The organism is Brevundimonas sp. EAKA (genome assembly GCF_000698025.1).
Taxonomy (GTDB): domain Bacteria; phylum Pseudomonadota; class Alphaproteobacteria; order Caulobacterales; family Caulobacteraceae; genus Brevundimonas; species Brevundimonas mediterranea_A.
Genome location: NZ_JMQR01000066.1, coordinates 1 through 16630, shown reverse-complemented (window position 1 = coordinate 16630; position 16630 = coordinate 1). Strand labels below are relative to the sequence as shown.

At 66.6% G+C, this 16630-nt stretch carries 15 protein-coding genes; 5 read left to right on the top strand and 10 right to left on the bottom strand.

What is annotated here, in order from left to right; all coding sequences use genetic code 11:
- Nucleotides 1-42: 42 nt before the first annotated feature.
- The 3 genes from ER13_RS10670 to ER13_RS10660 form a co-directional block, all read right to left on the bottom strand.
- Complete coding sequence (locus ER13_RS10670; RefSeq protein WP_035309106.1) at nucleotides 43-363, bottom strand: hypothetical protein; 321 nt, start codon at nucleotides 361-363, stop codon at nucleotides 43-45.
- A 175-nt stretch (nucleotides 364-538) separates the two neighbouring features.
- The gene (locus ER13_RS10665; RefSeq protein ID WP_035309104.1) at nucleotides 539-1369 is read right to left on the bottom strand and encodes an alpha/beta fold hydrolase; all 831 of its coding nucleotides are present in this window, start codon (nucleotides 1367-1369) and stop codon (nucleotides 539-541) included.
- 56 nt (nucleotides 1370-1425) lie between these two features.
- A complete protein-coding gene (locus tag ER13_RS10660; RefSeq protein WP_035309102.1) occupies nucleotides 1426-2217 on the bottom strand; it encodes an alpha/beta fold hydrolase in 792 nt (263 codons plus the stop codon).
- Between the two features lie 526 nt (nucleotides 2218-2743).
- On the opposite strand from ER13_RS10660, the gene ER13_RS10655 reads away from it, so the two are divergent.
- Nucleotides 2744-3211: a MarR family winged helix-turn-helix transcriptional regulator gene (locus ER13_RS10655; RefSeq protein ID WP_035309100.1), complete on the top strand. Its 468-nt coding sequence runs from the start codon at nucleotides 2744-2746 to the stop codon at nucleotides 3209-3211.
- Nucleotides 3212-3246: 35 nt separating this feature from the next.
- Here ER13_RS10655 and ER13_RS10650 read toward each other — a convergent pair whose 3' ends face one another.
- From ER13_RS10650 to ER13_RS10640, 3 genes are all read right to left on the bottom strand, one after another.
- Nucleotides 3247-5376: a TonB-dependent receptor domain protein gene (locus ER13_RS10650; RefSeq protein ID WP_008261188.1), complete on the bottom strand. Its 2130-nt coding sequence runs from the start codon at nucleotides 5374-5376 to the stop codon at nucleotides 3247-3249.
- Nucleotides 5377-5539: 163 nt separating this feature from the next.
- Nucleotides 5540-6019 (bottom strand): hypothetical protein, encoded by a 480-nt coding sequence (locus ER13_RS10645; protein WP_008260144.1) that lies wholly within the window; start codon nucleotides 6017-6019, stop codon nucleotides 5540-5542.
- Between the two features lie 221 nt (nucleotides 6020-6240).
- The gene (locus ER13_RS10640) at nucleotides 6241-9216 is read right to left on the bottom strand and encodes a TonB-dependent receptor (RefSeq protein WP_035309098.1); all 2976 of its coding nucleotides are present in this window, start codon (nucleotides 9214-9216) and stop codon (nucleotides 6241-6243) included.
- A gap of 227 nt (nucleotides 9217-9443) precedes the next feature.
- Here ER13_RS10640 and ER13_RS10635 point away from each other — a divergent pair, with 227 nt between their 5' ends.
- A complete protein-coding gene (locus ER13_RS10635) occupies nucleotides 9444-11111 on the top strand; it encodes an FAD-binding dehydrogenase (RefSeq protein ID WP_035309095.1) in 1668 nt (555 codons plus the stop codon).
- 9 nt (nucleotides 11112-11120) lie between these two features.
- Here the strand turns inward: ER13_RS10635 and ER13_RS10630 are convergent, their stop codons facing one another.
- Together ER13_RS10630 and ER13_RS10625 are read right to left on the bottom strand one after the other, a co-directional pair.
- A complete protein-coding gene (locus tag ER13_RS10630; protein WP_008261622.1) occupies nucleotides 11121-11555 on the bottom strand; it encodes a DUF2147 domain-containing protein in 435 nt (144 codons plus the stop codon).
- Complete coding sequence (locus ER13_RS10625) at nucleotides 11555-12340, bottom strand: Coq4 family protein (RefSeq protein WP_231492528.1); 786 nt, start codon at nucleotides 12338-12340, stop codon at nucleotides 11555-11557. The genes ER13_RS10630 and ER13_RS10625 overlap by 1 nt, the downstream gene beginning before the upstream one ends.
- A 60-nt stretch (nucleotides 12341-12400) precedes the next feature.
- Here ER13_RS10625 and ER13_RS10620 point away from each other — a divergent pair, with 60 nt between their 5' ends.
- On the top strand, nucleotides 12401-13015 hold the full coding sequence (locus ER13_RS10620; protein WP_008261603.1) for a TetR/AcrR family transcriptional regulator: 615 nt from the start codon (nucleotides 12401-12403) through the stop codon (nucleotides 13013-13015).
- Between the two features lie 80 nt (nucleotides 13016-13095).
- Nucleotides 13096-14070: a bile acid:sodium symporter family protein gene (locus ER13_RS10615; protein WP_008261800.1), complete on the top strand. Its 975-nt coding sequence runs from the start codon at nucleotides 13096-13098 to the stop codon at nucleotides 14068-14070.
- Here ER13_RS10615 and ER13_RS10610 read toward each other — a convergent pair.
- Entirely contained in the window at nucleotides 14063-14473 is a 411-nt protein-coding gene (locus ER13_RS10610; protein WP_155988139.1) for a hypothetical protein, read from the bottom strand. The genes ER13_RS10615 and ER13_RS10610 overlap by 8 nt on opposite strands.
- Before the next feature lie 178 nt (nucleotides 14474-14651).
- On the opposite strand from ER13_RS10610, the gene ER13_RS10605 reads away from it, so the two are divergent.
- The gene (locus ER13_RS10605; protein ID WP_008262215.1) at nucleotides 14652-15302 is read left to right on the top strand and encodes a helix-turn-helix domain-containing protein; all 651 of its coding nucleotides are present in this window, start codon (nucleotides 14652-14654) and stop codon (nucleotides 15300-15302) included.
- 31 nt (nucleotides 15303-15333) lie between these two features.
- On the opposite strand, the gene ER13_RS10600 is transcribed toward ER13_RS10605, so the two are convergent.
- The coding region (locus ER13_RS10600; RefSeq protein ID WP_035309091.1) for an ATP-binding cassette domain-containing protein at nucleotides 15334-16630 on the bottom strand (1297 nt) is incomplete at its 5' end.

The window sequence follows — 16630 nt, the reverse complement described above, 5'->3', positions numbered from 1 at the left end:
TAGCTCGTCAGGCTCATAACCTGAAGGTCGTAGGTTCAAATCCTACTCCCGCACCCAAACAAAACAGCCGCTGAGCACTACGCTCAGCGGCTTTTTGCTGGCCGAAGTCCAGACCCCTCGAAAATCCACCGTCGAAGCCACGTGGAAGCTCAGCCGGGTGGAAAAGCCCGCCCCGTTCTGCTGTGCTTCGATCAGGCCTTCGCGGCCTGTGATCAGGTGCCGGATTGGTTCGATGAAAGAGAACTGACCGACATACTGCTGATTGAAGCTTCGGGCGGTATCCACCGATATCGTCTCGTTAGCTCCGTCGAACTTGCCGATCGCCGGGGAGATCCGCGCGCGCCCATGATCGAGGCGACACACGGCGCGGCGTGAACGCCAACTTCGGGCAGGCTGGCTAGCTGGCGGGTGTGCGGGTCAACCCCGGGGGCCGTGGAGGACACGCTCAACATCATTCCGGGCCTGGAGTCTGTGACCCCCGGCCCGGAAGCCGAATGCCGAGAGGCCCGGTTCCCTGCATTCGGCCGCTAGACCCTGCCTATCCTTGAATGAACGCCAGCAAGTCGGCGTTGACGACGTCCGGATGGGTGGCGAACAGCCCGTGGGACAGGCCGGGATAGGTCTTCAGGGTTCCGTTCGACAGCAGCTTGACAGCCTGGTGCGCGGACGCGTCGATCGGCACGACCTGATCGTCCTCGCCGTGGAGCAGGAGCACCGGCAGAGAGACCGCTTTCAGGTCCTCGGTGAAGTCGGTCTCGGAGAAGGCGGTGATACAATCGTATTGGGCCTTTGCGCCGCCCGCCATGCCCTGGCGCCACCAGTTGCGGATCAGGCCTTCGCTCACCGCCGCCCCTTCTCGGTTGAAGCCGTAGAAGGGACCCGACGGGACATCGAGGAAGAACTGCGCGCGGTTCTGCTTGAACGCGTCGCGGAACCCGTCGAACACCGCCATCGGCAGGCCGCCGGGATAGGCCGCCGTAGCCAGCATGATCGGCGGCACGGCGCCGATCAGCACGGCCTTGGCGACGCGGCCGGGCCGGCTGCGGGCGACGTAGCGGATGACCTCGCCCCCGCCGGTGGAGTGACCGATATGGATGGCGTTCTTCAGGTCGAGCGCCTCGGCCAGTTCCGCGACGTCCGCGGCGTAGGTGTCCATGTCATTGCCCGTGTCGGTCTGGTCCGAACGGCCGTGGCCGCGGCGGTCATGGGCGATGACGCGAAATCCCTTTTCCAGGAAGAACAGCATCTGGTTGTCCCAGTCGTCGGCGCTGAGCGGCCAGCCGTGGTGGAAGACGATGGGTTGAGCGTCCTTGGGGCCCCAGTCCTTGTAGAACAGGCGGGTGTCGTCGGAGAGGGTCAGGTAAGTCATGACTATGTCCTTTGAGAGGGTGGTTTGAGGCGAGGGTTTCGGTGGGTTTGCAGGCGTCAGTTCGGCCGGTCGCCGGCGCTGCGGGCGGCCTGGTCGATCACGTCGGCGACGGCGTGCGGTTGTGAGATCATCGGGACGTGGCTGGCGCGAATCTCGACCTTGACGGCGCCGATCTTCTCGGCCTGCTGACGCAGCATGGCCGGGGCGATGGCGGCGTCCTCGGTGGCGACGATGAACCAGCTCGGGCGCGTCCTCCAGGCGGCCTGGGTGACCGGCGTGGCGAAGGCCGACATGGCGATGGGCACTTGAGAGTCGCGCATGAAGGCGGCGTCCGCGTCGCCGACGTCGGCGGCGAACCCCTCCTGGAAGCGTTCGGCGCTGATGAAGCCGAATCCGTCGGCCTGTTCCTCGATCACGAAGGTCGAGGGGATGCCGAAGCCCTTATACTGGTCCCCGGCCGTCTCGCCGACATCGGCGGTCAGGGCGGAGACATAGACCAGGCCCTTCACCTTTTCGTCGACGCCGGCCTCGGTGATCACCACGCCGCCCCACGAGTGGCCGACAAGAATGGTTCCGCCGTCCTGGCGGGCGAGGGCGCGCCGCGTGGCGGCCACGTCGTCGGCCAGGGAGGTGAGGGGGTTCTGGACGATGGTCACCCGGTAGCCGCGAGCGGTCAGGTCGTCATAGACGGCCCTCCAGCCCGAGCCGTCGGCGAAGGCGCCGTGAACCAGGACGACGTTGCGGACGGTCTGAGCCGCCGGAATCGTCTGGACGGACTGGGCCTGAGCGGCTCCGCCGATGCTGGCGGCGCCGACGGCGGCGAGGAGGATGTTGCGGAACTTGATCATGGTCGTTTCCTTTGGAACTGGGTTGGGACGGTGGTGACGGACGTGAGAGTGAAGGCGAAATCGCGATAACATTTATCGCGCTAAAAGAAGATGCATGAAGCGCCGGAGTTCTGTCAAGCCAATATTTATCGCGATATATAACTTTCTGTCGCCTCCCGGTCTGAGGCGGGGCGCCGGGCATGGCGTCAGCCCTCCGTAATGGTCGGAATGAACGCCAAGCTGGCCAAGAGCGGCGGCTGGTCCACAACACCGTCGCAGGGCTGCGAGGGCCGCTGCGGATATGCACAAGTAAGGTGTTCGGCATGGTCGGCCTTGGCTCGGGCGGGCGGCTCTGACGTTAGACGTCTCAAGAGGGCCAATTATTCCCGCCGGCTGCCCCTTTCGCGCGTCCACTCCGAAGCGCGCCGCATCCAATCCCGCGACCGGCCCACGATGAGACGGGCCTGGCGAGGCAGGCCATCGGTCTTGTTAAGAGAATAATTATCGCGATATAACTCTCGTCCTGTGCAGGAGCGAGTAGGTCGGAATGTCCAAATCCAAAGGTCCCGTCCCGATGGAGGACCAGCTTTGCTTCACCGTCTATTCGACCGGCATGGCCATCCAACGGGCGTACAAGCCCCTGTTGGACGATCTGGGCGTCACCTATCCGCAGTATCTCGTGATGAACGTCCTGTGGCGGGAGGACGGCCGGACGGTCGGCGATATCGCCGACGAATTGGCGCTGGAGCCCAGCACCATGACGCCCTTGCTGAAACGGCTGGAGGTCGCCGGCCTTGTCCGGCGGGCGCGCAACCCCGCGAACGAGCGCCAGGTGGTGATCACCCTGACCAGCGAGGGCCAAGCCCTGCGTGAACGCGCGGGGTGTCTGGGCGAGGCCCTGCTGGACGCCTCAGGCCAGACCATGCCGGAACTCAGCGACCTCAACATCCGCCTCAAGTCTCTGCGCGACGCCGTCTACGAAAGCCTTGCGTCGCGCAAGTCGACGCAAGGCTAGGGGCCGGGGCGCCTCGGCGGGGCTGGGCTCGAGGCTCAGAAGCGTCGGCTGAGGCTGAGGCGAATGACGCGGCCCAGGGGGTCCTGATCGTCGCGACCATAGGCCGGCGCCGGGCGACCATCTCCCAGGGTCGCGGTCGGCCGCGCGTCGAAGAGGTTCTCCACCCCCAGTTCAAGCCGCAAGCCCTGGGTGCGACGGCGCGGCCCCGTGTCAGAGGCCTCGCTCCTGGGCGACGACAGGACGGTGCTGAGGGTGAAGCCGATCAGGGTCAGGGGCGACAGAAGCAGATCGTCAGGGCCGTCCTGCCCCAGATCGCGACGAAGGCGCGCGCCGCTTCGCCAGGTCGCCGCAAGGTTCAAACCCCATCGCGCGTATCGTCCGTCGAGCCGCAACGCCAACTGATGACGCGACAGGCCGCCGCCGTCTCCGGCGAGTTGATCAAGGCGGGGTAGGGCTTCGTTTATCGTGATGCGATCCTCCAGCCGCCAGGTGTGGTTGAAGGCGACCTGGACGGAGCCCCGCCTGGACGCCTCCGGCGCCCCGCTCCCGAGCGGAATATTGGCGGTCAGGCCCGACGAGAGGGTTTGGGACGAGATCGCCTTGAGATTGATCGGCCGCTGGTCGATGCCCGTCAGGCGACCTGAGGCGTCGCGCAGGATACGGTCCGGAAAGGCCGTCTCGGTCGCCGGCGTCAGGGCGGGAAGGGCTCCGATCGCATTCGTCGCCCGCGTGTTCTGAAGATCGACACTGGCCTGAAGACCCCACGCGCCGAAGGGGCCCGTCGATCCCGAGAGGGACAGGGTTTGCGTCTCCTGGGCCTGAAGATCCGGGGCGCCGCCGAGAATCGGCTGGATCTCGACGGCCTCGCCGCGGCGGAAGTCATAGAAGGTGCGCGGCGGCCCATAGCGGATCGGGTCGAACCGCTGTTCACGGGTGGGCGCATCGGTCGCCTGAGCGAATTGCGCGCCCAGACGGACTCTCCCGGACGGCGACCAGGCGACGCCGGCGTTCAGCCCCGTCCCCTGGGCGTCGGCCTCGTCGAGCAGTCTGAGGCGGCCGCCCAGATTGAGCGCCAGGTCGCCGAGCAACCGCCGGGGTCCGCCCCGGTCTGACTGCGAGGACGTGACCGGCAGCGTCAGGCCGGATCGGAGCTCGAGCGCGCGGGACGAGGGGGTTGCGGTTACGCCGGCGGCCCTGATGTCGGATCTGGAGCGAAGATACTGCGTATCGACCGTCATCTGGGCGGGCCCCGCCGGCAGGTCGATCAGGGTCCGGTCGGCCGAGAGTTTCGCGACGGCCGACACCGTGCGGGCCGTCACATCCGTCGCGCCCCTTTGCCGGCCTTCCGAGACCAGACCATCGAGCCCCCATCTCACCGACCATCCCAGGGCGCGCCCCGCCAGGCCCCCGGCCATGGTCAGGGCGTCTGTTTCCTGTCGGGTCTCCGCCCTGTCCGCAGCTGCGACCGAACTTGAGACGAAGCGGTCCTGCCGGGTCTGCAGATTTGCGCTGAACGAGGTCGACCAGTCTGACAGGGTTCCGGTCGCCGATAGATTCACCGAGCCCGTCTGCGCCTGCGGGCGGAGCGTGTTTCCGCCGCCGCCCGGATGGTCTCGACCATAGCCTGGCCGCTCGTCCGCCCAGAGCGGCGTGGTCCTCGCGCCCTGAAGGCCCATCTGGAAGGTCGAGGATCCCTGGATTTCTGATTGGCGTGCGTCGAGCGAGAGGGTCGTCGTTCCGCCGGCTGTCGGCCGGGACGCCTTCGCCAGAGCGTCACGGCTTCTGAACTCGGGCTCAAGAACGATGTTGACGACCCGCCGCCCAGGATCGCCGCCGTAGAGGGCGCCCGCCTGCGGCGGCAGGGCTTCGACGCGGACCAGGGCGTCGGGTGGGAAGCCCGTGAAGTTTCGGGCGTCCACGACCGGGCGGCCGTTCACGATCACAACGGGCGGTTGCTGGAAGCCCAGACGTTCGCTGAGGCGAGCGATCACCTCGCCTATGTCGTAGGCGCCGAGGTTGTCGATTTCTTCGGGCCCAAGCTCCTGCTCTGGCGCGACCCTGGCCGCACCGCGTCGCCCGACCACTTCGACCTCTTCTAGCTGGGCGGGCGAAGGCGAAGCGGGCGGCGCTTCCTGGACGGGGATGAGAGCCAGAAGGGCCAGCATGGACGATCAACCCCCGTCCTGGATCGTAAGTCCCATGAAATACGCGACCTCGATCACGGCATGACGATCCAGCTCGCCTCGCCGAGGGGGAAAGCGAAAAGGGCCGGGCGTCAGAGACGCCCGGCGAGGTTTTTCAGGTTTGGGATCCAGGGGAGCGCCGGGCTTAAAGGATCTGCAGGCCTGGAATGCGGATCGAGCCGCTGCGGATCGTGCAGCTGCGACCGCCGGCGTTTACGGGCGGCAGCACATTGTTGCTGAAGGTGGCCGTGCTGGTCGCATTGTTCCAGGCGGCGACGACAGTGCCGTAGCAGGGGTCGTTGGCCACGGTGTTGGCGCCGATGGTCAGGGAGATCGACGTGGTCGATCCCGGCACCACGGCGGCGCTCCAGGATCCGTAGGGTCCGACGGCGAAGCAGAGGGCGCTGCCGGGCGTGATGCTGCGGGTCGGAATGGGCGCGCTGGTCGCGCTCAGCGGGCTTGCGGTGATGGAGACATTGCAGGTCACGACGGTCGTCTGAGACAGGACGACCGAACCTGATCCCGATACGCTGCCCGAGCTGGGCGAGAAGGATTGGGCGAAGCTGGGGGAAGCCAGAGCGACGGAAGCGAGCGCCGCGGCGGCGATGGAAAGCGTCTTGATCATGATAGTCCTCCCTTTGAGTGGGTCCTTGGATGGACCCGTTGAGCGTGTGTTCACCCGCTAGGGGCAACCTACTTACAGCGCCGTTAGCAACCTGGAGTCAAGGAAAAATACGTATACTTTTCAATAGCATAATGCCACATGAGGCCGTCCGCTCGGCGTCTTTCGACGCCGGGGGGACGGCCTTGCAGGGCGGCCGGTCGTCGACCGGCCTGTCGGCGATCTCAGAACGACTTGGTCAGCCGCACGGCGAACAGCCGCGGGTCCAAGGTGAAGACGTTGGTCGTCAGCCCGGTGTCGTCCGAGTTGGTGAAGGCGTCGACGATGGGCGCATCGTCGAAGACGTTCTTGACATAGGCCTGAAGCTTCAGGCCCCGCGCCTCGTTGGTCAGGGACACTGAGAGGTTCAGATTGTCCCAGCCCTCCAGCCGGTCATATTCCGTGTTGTAGACGCGGAAGAAGCTCTCGCCCTGGCGATAGTAGTCGCCGCGCAGGGTCAGGTCCCAATCGCCCAGGAACCAACTGTACTGGGCCCCGATGTTGGCGGTCCAGTTGGGCGAGTTGGGCAGTTCGTTGCCGCTCAGGTCGGCCTCGAAGCCCCGCCCGCCGTTCGGCGCCTCGGTGAGCGGATCGTAGGTGAAGCCGTAGAACTGCCAGAAGGGCAGGCTGGAGGCCAGATCGGGATTGAAGGTCCCGAACCGCGACGACCCGGCGCATAGGGCGCTGAGAGAGAAGATCGCGAGTTCAGTTCCGAACGGGCTGTTGAGGATCTGCTCGGCCAGGTCTCTGGGCGCGATACAGTTCGACGGCACCTGGATCCACGGCCGCAGGGTGATCCAGTCTTCGTTGCCCTGCGTCCGATTCATCACGTCGATCGAACCCTCGCCATCTGCAACGCGGGTTTTCAGATACCCGAAATTGGCGTCGATCTGGAAGTTGGGCGTGGGCTTGTAGACGGTCTCGAGTTCAAGCCCCCAGATCTTGGCGTCGAAGTTTTCGTTCAGCGAGATGCGATCGACGATCTGGGAGACCTGGTAGTCCTTGTAGTCGTAGTAGAAGGCGGTGGCGTTCAGTCGGAGCATGCCGTCCAGAAGCGAGTTCTTGGTCCCGATCTCGAACGCGTTGACGTATTCTGGCTCAAAGGTGCCGGCCAGCGGCTGGTACTGGACCACGGTCGGGTTCAGGTCCAGGCGGGGCGGATTGGTGCCCCCGCCCTTGTAGCCGCGCGACAGCGACGCATAGACCAGGGTGTCGTTGGTAAAGGACAGGTCCGGCGTCCAGTCCAGCACGATCCGACCGGTGACCGCCTCCCATTTCTGTTCGACGTCGGGCAGGGCGTAATAGCCGCTGCGCACATAGCCGCCCGTGGCCAGGCCCGGATCGCCATTCAGATTGGCGCCCAGCAGCAGTTGGCTGGGATAGGGGGTCGTGTCCTTGCGATCCTCGGTATAGCGCAGGCCGGTGGTCAGCCTCAGCTCAGGCGTCAGATCCCAATATCCTTCACCGAAGACGGCCCAGGACCGGGTGTGAATGACGTTCTTGCTGCGGAAGTAGTTGTGCCCCTCTCCATTAATCTCGCTGAGCGGATTGGGATCGACATAGACGCATTCGAACGGCTGGGTGTCGTCGCACGGCCGCGTCCCGATTCCGCCGTTCGGTAGGTAATCGAAGTTGTAGAAATATTCGGCGATCAGCGAGAAAGTGTTGTTTAAGACGTAATAATCGTCCTGAGATTTGAAATCGAGATAGTTGGCGCCGAGGCTGAAGTTGAATCGACCTTCGCCCTTCGACTGAAGCCGGAACTCCTGATACCATTGCCGATTGTCCGATTGGCTGATGTCCACCGCCAGGATGCGGTCTGACGGACCCAGTTGAGGGTCGGTGTAGACCCCGCCCGGCGTCGCGGTCGACGGCGCGGGATCGCCGAAGATGTCTAAGACACTGTTGCTGTCCACAAAGGCGGGGTTGGAGACGTAGCGGGCATAGTCCTGGGACGCATAATAGTCGTCCTTGGCGTAGGCGGTCTGGGAATAGAGTGTCAGGGTGTCGCTGAGATCGAATTCCAGATTGACCTGCACCACATCGTTTTCGGCGCGGAACACCGGATCATAGCTGGTGGCGATCTCTCTCAGATCGCGGGACTGGACCACGCCTTCATAGGGGTCGAAACCGAGGGGGATCAGGTTGATCGATTCAAAATTGGGACCAAAGCCGAGGTTCGGCGCCGTGCCGAGCAGGCGAACCGGCCCGAAGGACCCGCCGTTTGGCGCGCCATAGGCGGCGTCGGCATAGAGCGAACCGGGCAGGCAGCCCTGGCTCAGCTGGTCCTGGGTGTAGGCCGTGGTGATGGACGCCGAACCGACCTGGGTCGGACCCGGATCGGTGGTGCACAGCTGTTTGCCGGTGCGCGAGCGATTGTCGTCTTCCTCGAAATGCTCCCAGATCGCATTGGCGCGGAACCGCGCTGTCGGTTCCCAGCGGGCCGACAGACGAGTGGTGAACAGGTCGCGGTCGTTCACATGGGTGTCGTTGAAGCTGTTGTAGTCGAAGCCGTCGCGCTGGGTGAAGCCGAAGGCGCCGCGCACGGCGAATGTGTCGCCGAAGGGGACGTTGAGCATGGCCTGGCCGCGCCGGCTGTCATAGTTGCCCAGTTCGCCCGCGGCGAAGCCTTCGGATCGGAACTTGGGCAGTTCGGGGAACATGTTGACGACGCCGCCGGTGGCGTTGCGGCCGTACAGGGTGCCCTGCGGCCCGCGCAGCACCTCGACCCGGGCGACGTCCAGATATTCCTGCTCGAACAGGCGGTTGCGGATAAGGGGCGTGTTGTTGAAGCTGACGGCCACCGCCGGATCGCTGGAGGCCGAGACGGCCTTGGTCCCGATCCCGCGGATCGAGAAGTTGTACATGCTGAAGTTGGACTTGGAGAAGGTGACGTTCGGCACGGCGCGCAGCAGTTCCGAACCCCCATCGATCTGACGCGACTGCAGGGCCTCGGCCGACAAGGCGGTGACGGCGATGGGGACGTCCTGCACGGATTGTTCGCGTTTCTGGGCGGTGACGATGATGTCGTCCACGACGACGGGAGCAGAATCCGGCTGAGGTGGGGTTGTCTGCGCCAGCGCGGGCGCGCCGGTCATCAGGAAGGCTGTCGCCGATACCGAGAGCGCGAGGCGCGCGCGAATGCTGACCGCTGAAGCCATGAAATCCTCCCGAAGCGCGCCGGTCTGTCGGCGGCGCGTGATGTGCGTTTCCTCCCGCCTGATGTTTCCGCTCGACGGGGCGGGGCCACCGGCGGTTGTCGGCAACTTCGCACTACTCACCGTCATGTCAATACATATTGACAGCAGTGTTGGTTGACGGTCATCCGGAATGGGGGAGTTCGGATGTCGATCTTCGCCCGCGCGCGTCGCGAAAAAGGGGAAACAGGATGGACTGTGATGCCGTGATCGTCGGCGCCGGACTGGCGGGCCTGGTCGCCGCCAACGAGCTGGTTCAGGCCGGCCGCAGAGTGGCGCTGGTGGATCAAGAGAACGCCGCAAACCTGGGCGGGCAGGCCCACTGGTCATTCGGCGGCCTGTTCCTGGTCGACAGCCCCGAGCAGCGTCGCCTGGGCGTCCGCGACGGCTTTGATCTCGCCTGGTCGGATTGGCGGGGCAGCGCGGGCTGGGATCGGCTGGACGGCGCGCTTGCCGAGGATGAGTGGGCGGTGCGGTGGGGAAAGGCCTATGTCGAATTTGCGGCCGGCGAGAAACGCGCCTGGTTACGGCGTCACGGGATACGACTGACGCCTATGGTCGGCTGGGCCGAGCGGGGGGACGGTCGCGCCGATGGTCACGGCAACTCGGTCCCCCGGTTCCATGTCGCATGGGGCACCGGGACGGGCGTGAGCGGCCCGTTCGCGGCTCGCGTGCGCGATGCCGAGACACGCGGCAGGCTGGCGTATCACCCGCGCTGTCGCGTCGACGACCTGATCGTTGAAGCGGGGCGGGTCACAGGGGTGTCAGGCGTTCGACTGGCGCCGGACGCGGCGGGGCGCGGCCGGGCCTCCAATCGGGATGCGGTGGGGTCCTTCACCCTGCGGGCTCCGTCGGTGCTGATCGCGACGGGCGGGATCGGCGGGGATCATGACAAGGTGCGGCGTCTGTGGCCCGCGCGCCTGGGAAGTCCGCCCCGCGAGATGGTCAGGGGCGTGCCCGCCTATGTCGATGGACGGGGGCTGGACATCGCCGAGGCGGCCGGGGCCCGCGTCGTGAACCGTGACCGGATGTGGCACTATGTCGAGGGTCTGCGGAATTGGGACCCGATCTGGCCAGGGCACGGCATCCGCATCCTGCCCGGCCCGTCGTCCCTCTGGCTCGACGCCCTTGGGCGCCGCCTGCCGTTCCCGGCCCTGCCGGGCTATGACACGCTTTCGACTCTTCGCCACCTGCGCACCACGCCCGACCTGGCGGCGCACGATCACTCCTGGTTCGTTCTGACCCAGGCGATCATCGAAAAGGAGTTCGCGCTTTCCGGATCGGAGCAGAATGGCGACATCACCTCTGGAGACTGGCTGAGAGTGCTCAGAACCCGGTTGGGCAAGGGCGCGTCGCCGGAGGTCGAGGCGTTCAAGGCGCACGGCGCCGACTTCGTGGTCGCCGACGCACTCGGCGACCTCGTCGCCGGGATGAATGCTCTGACCCCGACGCCCCTGCTGGACGTCGAGGGGGTGCGGCGGGTGATCGCGGCCCGGGACGCGCAGATCGACAACCCCTACGCCAAGGACCTCCAGATCCAGGGCGTTCACAATGCCCGCCGATACCTGGGCGATCGTCTCGCCCGGGTCGCAAAACCGCATCGCCTTCTGGATCCCCGGTCCGGTCCGTTGATCGCCGTCAAGCTGCATGTCCTGACGCGCAAAAGCCTGGGCGGGATTCAGACCGATCTGGACAGTCGCGTTCTCAAGCCTGACGGAACAGTGCTCGAAGGCTTGTACGCGGCCGGCGAAGCTGCGGGGTTCGGGGGCGGCGGCGCCCATGGGTACAACGCCCTGGAAGGCACCTTCCTGGGCGGATGCCTCTTTACGGGTCGCGCCGCCGGTCGGGCCATGGCCTGACCGGCGGCCCTAGGGCAGCCGCACCCAGGTCTGGGTTCGGCAGAGCAGGGGAGCGATGCAGCCTCGCACCGCAAGGTGATCGGGATCGATGAGGACCAGACGCCCGCTGGCGGCGCGCCGCCCGCTGTCCGGGTCGTAAAGCGGCCCGCCGGTCCAGGTCGTCGGGCCGCCGCGAAATCCCTCCAAAACCCTCAGCCCGCGCAGCGGACGGTCGCGCAGCGCGGGATCGTGATTGCGAACGTCCCTTTGGTCCGGATTGCGCCGGAGCGGCGCTGCATCGACCAGCCGACCGCACAGGGCCGAGCCGCAGGCGTGGATCTCGACCACGCCCCCCTGGGCGGCGGTGCGCCATCGTCCCAAAAGCCGACTGTCCGCCGCCGCAGCCGGCCCCGCAACCGCCGTGCACAGAAGTCCGGCGATCAGGACGGCTGAAAGGGGCGCCATCAAGCCGCGACCAGGAGGCTGTTGCGAAGTTCGACCGGAATCCGGTCGTAGAGGGTCGGACCGGACAGGCCGAGACGGGCGCGGGCCTGCTCCAGCGGCACCGACATCAGCGCCTCGTAGTCCAGCGCCGGCAGCCAGGCCGCCCGGCGGCCCCGAAGCCAGGCCTGAAGAACGGCGCGCGCACACGGGTGGCCCGTGCGGGCCCGGGCGGCTTCGATCGCAACACCGGCCGCGATGAGACCAAAGCCCGCGCTTCGCGTCTGCGGGAGAGAGAAGGCGACCACACAGGCTTCTCCGAGCGCGTCGGTGCGATAGCCGGTGAGAACGTGCCAAAGATCGTGCACGTCGCGCAGTCGACGCGCATACCAGGCGTAGGGGTGAGCGGCTTCGATCTCGGAGTCCGCGACCTTGCGGCTTTCCCCGGCCAGACCGTAGGCCGAGAGGTTCCGCTCGTCGATGAAGTCCAGATAGGCGCGGCCGACCGTGCCCGGCGGGAGCGACTCCAGCCACGCCCGATCATGCAGCCGGTCCGCCAATTCCACCATCATATAGGCCTGCCGAGCGCCTTCAGGCTGTTCGAGCATCTTCTCATAGCCCCGGCGGACGGAACGCCCGGCCAGAGCGTTCATGATCTCGAACACCTGAGTCGTATCTTCCTTGTCGGCGATGAGACGGCGCAAGGCGCGAAGCGCCCGGAGCGGCTCGACGCGTCGGGGACGCAGCCGGCTGGGCGTGCGGGTTTGCGGATCGAATTTGGCGTCCGCGACCATTAGTTCGGCTGTCACTTGCTCTCTCCCAGGACTGAGCTTAACCAGTTGCTATCTACATGGATGTAACTAACACTGATGTCAATAGAGCGCGTTCGTCGTCGTCGTCGCACCCCTGATGAAGCTCGTCTGGAGGCCCTGGTCTGCGCCCGTGCGCGACTGCTGTCCGGAGGGCCGGACTCCGTCACCCTGAAGGCCGTCGCCGATGACCTCGGAATGACCCACGCCAATCTGATCCATCACTTCGGGTCGGCCGAGGGGCTTCAGTCGGCCTTGATGGGTTCGATGGTGGCGGATCTGTCTCGCGACCTCGAGGCGGCGATCGCGCGCCTGCGTACCGATGAGGGGGCGCCGCTGGAATTGGTCACCGCCGTATTCGACGCCTTCGCCGAAGGCGGGGCGGGCAAGTTGGCGGCCTGGATCGTGCTGAAGGGCGATCTCTCACATCTCGAACCCGTTCGGGACGCCGTCAACGGGCTGGTCCACGTGATTCAGGAGAAACTGGGCGACCCGTCCGACGCCAGCCGGGACCGACTGTCTTCGGCGGTCCTCTTCATCGCGCTGAGCGCGTTCGGCGAGGCCCTGATCGGAACTCCGCTCAGGAACATGCTCGACCAGGACGAGGACGCCAGTCGGCGGGTGGTGGCGGGGCTGTTGCCCTATTTTGTCGCCCGATCCGAGCGTGCGAACTGAACGATCAGAATCGGTTCGCCTCCGATGACGATCTGATGCGGGGCTTGCCGTTCGCCTGAGGCGCGGCCTAGGACCGGGCCATGAACGCGTTGCGCCGATGGATCGACCCTTACCTGCTGATGCTGATCGGCACGGTGGTTCTGGCCGCCCTGGCTCCGGCTCGCGGCGCGGGCGCGAACGTCGCCGAAGGGGCGGCGACGGCGGCCATCGGCCTGTTGTTCTTCCTCTATGGCGCGCGTCTGTCGCCCGGCGCCGTCTGGGCGGGACTGTCGCATTGGCGGTTGCAGGGGATGGTGCTGTCCTCCACCTTCCTGCTGTTCCCGCTGATGGGCCTTGCCGTGTTCTGGGCGACGGGGCCGTGGTTGGCTCAGGATCTGAGGATCGGCCTCTTCTATCTGTGCCTGCTGCCGTCGACGGTCCAATCCTCCATCGCCTTCACCGCCATCGCGCGGGGCAATGTGCCGGCCGCCTTGTGCGCCGCCTCGGTGTCCAATCTGGCCGGAGTGGTCATCACGCCCCTGTTGGTGATGCTGCTGCTGCCCGTGGGCGGCGCGGGCGTGTCGCTTTCGTCCATCGAAGGAATCGCCTTGCAGATCCTGGCGCCCTTTGTCGTCGGGCAGGCCGCGCGGCCCCTGATCGGCGGCTGGCTGACGCGGCACGGCCGTCTGACCTCGGTGGTGGATCGGGGTTCGATTCTGCTGGTCGTCTATGTCGCCTTCAGCGCCGGGGTGGTGTCCGGGGTCTGGACCCGCCTGTCTCATCTGGACCTGGGGCTGGTGGTGGTTCTGGACGTTCTGATCCTGGCGGTCGCTCTGGCGGTTACGACCCTGGTCAGCCGGCGGCTGGGCTTTTCGCGTGAGGACGAGATCGCCATCGTCTTCTGCGGCTCGAAGAAGAGCATGGCCAGCGGCCTGCCCATGGCCGCCATCCTGTTTGCGGGGCAGAGCGTCAGCCTGATCGTCATTCCCCTGATGCTGTTTCACCAGATCCAGCTGTTCGCCTGTGCGGTCCTGGCGCGACGCTACGGCCAGGCTGCGCAGGACGGGATCAGATGACGCGGTGAAGCACGGCGGCGTCGGATATCTGGCGCATGACGGCGTCATAGCCCGGCGCGTCGATTCGGCTGGAAAGGCCGATGGAGCTGCACCCCTTGCGCGCCAGATCGCAGGCGGCGGCGACGAGCGGTTCGATCAGCTTTTCCGGCCGCAACAGGTCGAAGGCGACCAGGGTGTCGACCATGAACTGCCGCTCGCCCGAGGACGTCGTCGAGATGGAATAGGCCAGTATGGCCCGGACGCAGTCATTCGCCACGGCCGCGATGACCCCGCCGACGGCCGGGGCCGAATCCACGACAGCGCGCCAGGATTCCAGAGTCAGACTGGGGTTCCCCATGTGGGCCAACACATAGGCTTGGTCGGCTTCGTCGCTGTTCAGGCGGCGATACTGGAGGGCGCTCATTTTCGCCGCCATAAGCCGTGGACGAAATGGCCGCCTTGATCTCCATCAATCCGTTTGCGTGCGTCGGTGACGAAGTCTAACCTCCTTCGTCATGCTCGAACTCCGATCCCTGCCCACGGACTGCGCCAAACGCCGACAGGAGTCGGTGTGTTCCGCTTGTGGCGCGCGGGCCTTCAGCGTGTGCAGCAGCCTGGATTCCTCGGATCTGGCCGGTCTCGACGCCATCGCCGAACGGGTGACGCTGAAGGCGGGCGAGGCCCTGATCCGCGAAGGCGATCCGGCGGTCCATCTGTTCAACATCACCTCGGGTTCAGTGCGGATCTACAAGCTGCTGCCGGATGGGCGGCGCCAGATCACGGGCTTCCTGTTCGCCGGCGACTTCGTCGGTCTGGCCACGGGCCAGGACTACGCCTTTTCCGGCGAGGCCATCGAGGACGCGACCCTGTGCCGGTTCCGCAAGACCGACTATCGCGCCCTGATCCGCGAGCGGCCCTTGCTGGAAGAGGCCTTGCTGGACCGGGCGACCCACGAACTGGCGGCGGCGCAGAATCAGATGCTGTTGCTGGGCCGCAAGACGGCCCAGGAACGGATCGCCTCCTTCCTGCTGGACCTGCCGACGCGCGATCCCCTGCGGCCATCGACCGAGGATCAGGTCCGGCTGCCGATGACCCGGTCTGAAATCGCCGACTATCTGGGTTTGACCATCGAGACCGTCAGCCGGGTTCTGACCAAGCTGAAGACGACCGGCGTGATCCGCCTGTTGTCGCTGAACGAACTGCGGATCGAACAGCCCGACCGCCTTCGCGACATCGCCGAAGGCGAAGTCTGAAACCCGTTTCGTCGTCCAGCGATGGAACCGTCTAGACCGGCGCCAGCTGACGCGTGACGGTCAGGCGGACCTTTCCGTCTTCGGCGATCCCCTCCACCCGGATGACCCGGTCGCACAGCTGTGTCGGGGCGGGGCGGTGGCTGACGACGATCAGGCCCTGGCCCGAGTGTTTCAGACGCCGGTCGAGCGCGGTCAGCACCTGGGCCTCGGTCGTCGGGTCCAAGCCTTCGGTCGGTTCGTCCAGCACCAGCCAGGGCGCGGACCGAAGATAGGCGCGAGCCAGGCCCAGCCGTCGCCGCTCGCCGCCAGACAGTCTCTCGCCATTGGGGCCGACGCGGGCGTCCAGGCCGGCCGGATCGGCGCGGACCCGTTCGGCAAGGGCCGCATCCTCCAGCGCGCGCCACAGCGCGCCGTCTTCGGCGGGGCCGGCCAGCAGCAGATTGTCGCGGATCGTGCCGTCGATCAGGCGGATGTCCTGGGCGGCGTAGGCGAACAGCGGGCGGCGGTCGTCCGGGGCGACGCCGGCGATGTCCAATCCGCCCAAGCGCGCCTCGTCCGCCAGGGCGTCGCGCAGGCCGACCAGTCGTTCAGCCAGCGTGGTCTTGCCCGACCCGGACGGGCCGATCAGGCCCAGGCGTAGCGGCGGGGCCATTTGAACGCCGTCCGCCGACAGGACCAGGCTCGCCTCCGAGGGGGCGGGCGAAGACGCAAGCGACGGGGCCGAGGCCAGGGCGTCCAGCCGCCGGGCGGCTTCGACGGCGGCGCCGTTCTGTTGCAGGGCGCCGACCAGTCCGGCGGCGGCCTCGATCCCCATGACGGCGGCCAGGGCGGCGAGGGCCGTCATCGGCAGGGCGGCGCCCAGGGTGGCGGGCACGACTGCGGCGACGGCCAGGCCCGTGACCGTCGCCTGCCAGGCGGCCATCCAGCCGCCGGCCTGGCTGAGGACGATCTGGCTTCGGTCGAGACGGGCGGCGGCCTGGGCAGCCTCGCCGGCCGCCCAGCGGTCCAGGCCATAGGCCTTCAGTTCCGGAGAAACGGCTTCCAGGGCGGTCAGCCGATCCTTCAGAACGCCCGTGGCGATCTGAACCTCTCGTCCGGCGGGGGCGGCCAGGCGACGGGCGATCAGCACCGAACCCGCAGCGCTCAGTCCCATGGCGAGCAGCAGCATCAGGCCCGCCATGGGGCTGGCCATGCCGGCCAGCAGGGCGGCCGAAACGGCGCCCGCACCCAAGGCCCAGGGCGCCGACAGACGCACGAACAGGGTCTGGACCGCATCCACGTCCTGCACCAGTCGGGCCGAGGCCTCGCCGGACGACAAGGCCAGGGCC